Source organism: Nocardioides sp., assembly GCF_035481145.1.
Classification (GTDB): Bacteria; Actinomycetota; Actinomycetes; order Propionibacteriales; family Nocardioidaceae; genus Nocardioides.
This window is the reverse complement of sequence record NZ_DATIHB010000094.1, coordinates 1-4,517: the sequence shown is the minus strand read 5'-3', so window position 1 is coordinate 4,517 and position 4,517 is coordinate 1. Positions and strand designations below refer to the sequence as shown.

The window sequence follows — 4,517 nt, the reverse complement described above, 5'->3', positions numbered from 1 at the left end:
CAGCACCGTGCCGCGGACCCGGCCGCCGAAGAGGTCAGGTCGCAGTCCGGCGAGCGCCAGGATGACCATGCCGCCCATGCTGTGCCCCACGAGTACGACGCGCCCCGGCGCCGCCTCGACGATCTCGGCGAGGTCCCGGGCCAGCTGGTCGATGGAGGCCTTGCCGCGCGGGCCGCGCTCGCTGCTGCCGAACCCGCGCTGGTCGACGAAGATCCGGCGGACGTCGCCGCTGGCTGCCTGCAGCGTCGCGCGCTGGTTGCGGAAGCTGGTCAGGTTGAGCGTGAACCCGTGGACGAAGACCACCGACACCGCGGCGTCGACCGGTCCGTCGGCCTCGACCGCCAGACGGGTGCCGTCCTCGAGGGTCACGAGGAACTCGTCCGCCGGCTGCAGCGGCACCGAGCGCAGAGGGCGCATCAGCGGATCGCCTCGGCGGCCGCGCGCACGGCGTCCGGGATCGACGAGGGCCGCCGCGTCTCGAGATCGGCGTACACGACGGAGAACTTCGAGACCGCGGCCGGCGACTCGGACGTGTCGACGAAGAAGCCGACCTGGTAGCGGATGCTCGACGAGCCGACCTTGAGGCAGCGGAGCCCGAGGCGGAGCTGGTGCGTCGGCAGGATCTCCTGCAGGTAGAGGCAGCCGGTCTCGACGACGAGGCCGACGGCTGGCAGGTGGTGGGGCGGCATGCCGGCGGCGTCGGCGACGAAGTCGTTGATGAGGGTGTCCATCATCAGGTACTGCACGGCGTTGTTGAGGTGGCCGTAGCGGTCGATGTCGGCCCACCGGATCGCGTAGTCCCGCTGGTGCGGGAAGAGGTCGATCCGCAGGTCGCGCGGGGCGACCTCCTGCGTCTCCTGGGTCACGCGTCCTCCATGGTTCCGGGCTCCATCACGATCAGCTGCCGCAGCGCGGCGCCGGCGTCGAGCCGGTCCAGCGCAGTGTTGAGGTCGGCCAGCCCGATCCGGTCGGAGACGAGCTCCTCGACCGGCAGCTGACCTGCGCGCCAGAGTTCCACGAACCGCGGGATGTCGCGACGCGGCACCGCATTGCCGAGATAGCTGCCGATGATCGTGCGTCCCTCGGCGACCAGGCCCAGGGGCGAGACCGCGGCGCGTGCATCGGGGTGGGGGAGGCCGACCGTCACCGTGCGTCCACCGGGAGCGGTCAGCGCGACGGCGGTCTCGAACGCGCGCACCGAGCCCGCTGCCTCGATCACCAGGTCGCCCTTGTACGCCGGGTCCGCGGCCGCCTCGTCCGGCGTACCGGCACGTGCGGCTCCCAGGCGACGGGCGGTCGCCAGCTTGTCGTCCTGCATGTCGACCGCGCAGACCTCGACGCCCTCCAGTGCCAGCGCGGTGATCACGGCGGCCATCCCGACACCGCCGAGGCCGACGACGGTGACGCGCTGGCCGGGCTGGGCGCCTCCGGTGTTGAGCACGGCGCCACCGCCGGTCAGGACCGCGCAGCCCAGAAGTGCCGCGACCTCGGCGGGCACGTCGGCAGGCACGGGCACGACGCTGCGGCGGTCGACGACCGCGTGGGTCGCGAACGCAGAGGCACCGAGGTGGTGCAGGACCGGCTCGCCGTCGCAGGCGAGCCGCGTGCCGCCGCCCAGGAGCTCGCCGGTGCCGTTGCTGGCCGAGCCTGCCGAGCACGGCCGAATGCCGTCGGTCGCGCAGGCCTCGCACGCACCGCAGCGGGGGAGGAAGGTCAACACGACCCGCTGGCCCACCGGGAAGAGCTCGGTGTCGGCCGACAACGGGCCTGTGGCCTCCACGACGCCCGCCGCCTCGTGGCCGAGTAGCATCGGCAGCGGTCGCGGCCGGTCACCGTTGACCACCGACAGGTCCGAGTGGCACAGGCCAGCCACCTCGATGCGCACCAGCAGCTCCTCCGGCCCCGGGGGAGCGAGGTCCAGCGAGGTGACCGCGAGCGGCGCGGAGTCGGCGTACGGACGGGGGAGGTCGCGCTGCGAGAGGACGGCGCCGGTGATCTTCACGCAGCCGACTATGACATGGCGCCGTCCGTGTCAGTGCTCCGTCCCGGGCTTGCAGGAGTCGCCCGGGTGGAACCCGATGGAGCCGAGGAATGCGCGGGTGCCCGGGTCGACCTGGCCCCAGTTCTGGGTGCGGTAGAAGCCGTCACCGTCGGGCACGTCGGGGTTGCCCGAGTAGGTGTCGTTCAGTCCGGAGAAGGCACACACCGAGTGGCCCTTGAGGTGGCCGTCGGGGTCCTTGAGGCTGGAGCCGTTGCCGGTGACCTCGCCGGCGTGAGCGGAGGTGGCACCGACCGCGGTGAGCGCGAGGGCGGCGAGGAAGCCGCCTGCGAGCGGGCGGATGAAGGCGACGTGCATGGGATTTGCCTCCCGGGTGAGCGGGCGCCGGCCGGTGCCGGCGTCGGGTGCTCCCGACGCTAGGCACCCGCAACGCTGAGGGCCATGACGCCGGAGGGTGGTCAATCCCGGGGGCACCCCGGCCTCCGACGTCTGGGGAGGGCCGCCGCGCACGCCGCTAGGCTGCAGCGCGTGACTTCCAGCGATCTGACCGTCATCGTCCTGGCTGCCGGCGGCGGCACCCGGATGAAGTCCAAGACCATGAAGGTCCTGCACCGCATCGGTGGCCGCAGCATGATCGGCCACGTGCTCACCGCGGTGCAGGAGACCGCGCCGTCCCGCGTGGTCGCGGTCATCGGCACGCAGCGCGAGCAGGTCGGTCCGCACGTGCTCGAGCACGCGCCAGACGCCGTGCTCGCGGTCCAGGAGACCCAGGACGGCACCGGTCACGCAGTCCGCGTCGCGATCGAGTCGCTGCCCGAGGCGCCGACCGGCACCGTCGTCGTGGTCACCGGCGACACGCCCCTGCTGCGCGGAGAGTCGCTGCGCGCCTTCGCCGCCGCGCACGCCGACTCGGGAGCTGCGGTGAGCGTCCTGACCGGCACCGTCGAGAAGCCGTTCGGCTACGGCCGGATCGTCCGCAACGACGCCGGCACCGTCGAGGCGATCGTCGAGGAGAAGGACTGCACCGACGAGCAGCGGGAGATCGCCGAGATCAACAGCGGCATCCTCGCCTTCGAGGCCGGCTTCCTCGTCGGCGCGCTGAGCCAGCTCACCAACGACAACGCCAACGGCGAGTACTACCTCACCGACACCGTGAAGCTGGCCCGCGCGGCCGGCCACACGGTCGCCGCGCACCAGGTCGACGACGTCCGCGAGACCGAGGGCGCCAACGACCGCGCCCAGCTCGCCGAGCTGGGACGGATCCTCAACCAGCGCATCGTCACGGGCTGGATGAAGGAGGGTGTCACCGTCATGGACCCCGCCACGACCTGGATTGAGGCCGACGTCGTCCTCGAGCGCGACGTGACGCTCCTGCCCGGCACCCAGCTCCTCGGTGCGACCCTCGTGCGCGAAGACGCCGTCGTCGGCCCCGACACCACGCTCGAGGACACCGAGGTCGGCGCCGGAGCCCGCGTCGTACGGACGCATGCGCAGCTCGCGGTCATCGGCATGGAGGCCAATGTCGGCCCGTTCTCCTACCTGCGGCCCGGCACCGTGCTCGGCGCCGCGGGCAAGATCGGCGCCTTCGTCGAGACCAAGAACGCCCAGATCGGCAACCGCTCCAAGGTCCCGCACCTCTCCTACGTCGGCGACGCGGAGATCGGCGAGGACAGCAACATCGGCGCGGGCACGATCTTCGCCAACTACGACGGCAAGCAGAAGCACCGGACCACCATCGGCAGCCGCACGAAGACCGGCTCCAACAACACCTTCATCGCGCCGGTGCGCATCGGCGACGACGCGATGACCGGTGGTGGCACGACGGTCCGCCAGGACGTCCCCGACGGCGCGCTTGCGGTCTCCGCCGGACCGCAGCGCACGCTGGAGGACTGGAAGGCCCGCAAGGCCGCGGTGGTGCAGGCTGAGGAAGAGGGCGAGGACGCCTGAGTCCCATGTGCGTAGCGACCTGAGTTAGTTTGGCGCTGCACACATCTGTCTCAGGGGGAATCATGACCGGAATCCGGGCCAGCGCCGCGCGTCTCGCGGCAGGCATCTCGTTCACGCTCGTCACCGCGCTGGGCGCCGTCGCTCTCAGCCCGTCCACCGCGCACGCCGGTGTGTGGGCGGACAAGTGCGGGACCGGCTACGGCCTCAAGACCGTCCTCTACGGCTACGAGTCGACCCACCGCCAGTACGGCGAGCTCCGGGTCTTCACCAAGGGGACCGGAGCAGGCACGGACTGGTGCGCGATCACCGTGAAGAAGGGGCCGCTCTACGGAAAGGCGACCTGGAGCTACCTCAAGGGTGAGGGGACCTATCGCGACGGCTCCGGCTACGTGAAGGATTACGACCAGGGCAACTTCCAGTACTGGGCGGGGCCGGTTCGGGTGGCGAACCGACCGGTGTTCACCGTCTGGAGCACGCTCTACAGCGTCTCCGGCAGCACGACCCCGGCGTACTCCTACCTCCGCTTCCAGGAAGGCCGGGAGCTCAGCAACTGAGTGGGCCGGCTCGGCGG

The 4,517-nt window shown here is 71.5% G+C and carries 6 protein-coding genes; 2 read left to right on the top strand and 4 right to left on the bottom strand.

Annotation, left to right across the window (positions count from 1 at the left end):
• From VLF38_RS08530 to VLF38_RS08515, 4 genes are all read right to left on the bottom strand, one after another.
• Positions 1–417: alpha/beta hydrolase (locus VLF38_RS08530; protein WP_325270844.1), on the bottom strand; the 417-nt coding region annotated here is incomplete at its 3' end.
• Entirely contained in the window at positions 417–866 is a 450-nt protein-coding gene (locus VLF38_RS08525) for an acyl-CoA thioesterase (RefSeq protein ID WP_325270843.1), read from the bottom strand. The genes VLF38_RS08525 and VLF38_RS08530, both read right to left, overlap by 1 nt.
• On the bottom strand, positions 863–2,002 hold the full coding sequence (locus VLF38_RS08520; RefSeq protein WP_325270842.1) for an alcohol dehydrogenase catalytic domain-containing protein: 1,140 nt from the start codon (positions 2,000–2,002) through the stop codon (positions 863–865). Before VLF38_RS08520 ends, VLF38_RS08525 begins: the two co-directional genes overlap by 4 nt.
• A 30-nt stretch (positions 2,003–2,032) precedes the next feature.
• Complete coding sequence (locus VLF38_RS08515) at positions 2,033–2,356, bottom strand: hypothetical protein (protein ID WP_325270841.1); 324 nt, start codon at positions 2,354–2,356, stop codon at positions 2,033–2,035.
• 171 nt (positions 2,357–2,527) lie between these two features.
• On the opposite strand from VLF38_RS08515, the gene glmU reads away from it, so the two are divergent.
• Positions 2,528–3,946, top strand: a complete 1,419-nt coding sequence (gene glmU, locus VLF38_RS08510; protein ID WP_325270840.1) for a bifunctional UDP-N-acetylglucosamine diphosphorylase/glucosamine-1-phosphate N-acetyltransferase GlmU — start codon at positions 2,528–2,530, stop codon at positions 3,944–3,946.
• Positions 3,947–4,008: 62 nt separating this feature from the next.
• Positions 4,009–4,500 carry a hypothetical protein gene (locus VLF38_RS08505; RefSeq protein WP_325270839.1) on the top strand — a complete coding sequence of 164 codons (492 nt, stop codon included), beginning with the start codon at positions 4,009–4,011 and terminating at the stop codon, positions 4,498–4,500.
• Positions 4,501–4,517: the final 17 nt, after the last annotated feature.

Coding starts and splice junctions, on each gene's coding strand:
- VLF38_RS08515 (WP_325270841.1), bottom strand. CDS start 2,356: ATGCACGTCGCCTTCATCCGCCCGCTCGCAGGCGGCTTCCTCGCCGCC.
- VLF38_RS08505 (WP_325270839.1), top strand. CDS start 4,009: ATGACCGGAATCCGGGCCAGCGCCGCGCGTCTCGCGGCAGGCATCTCG.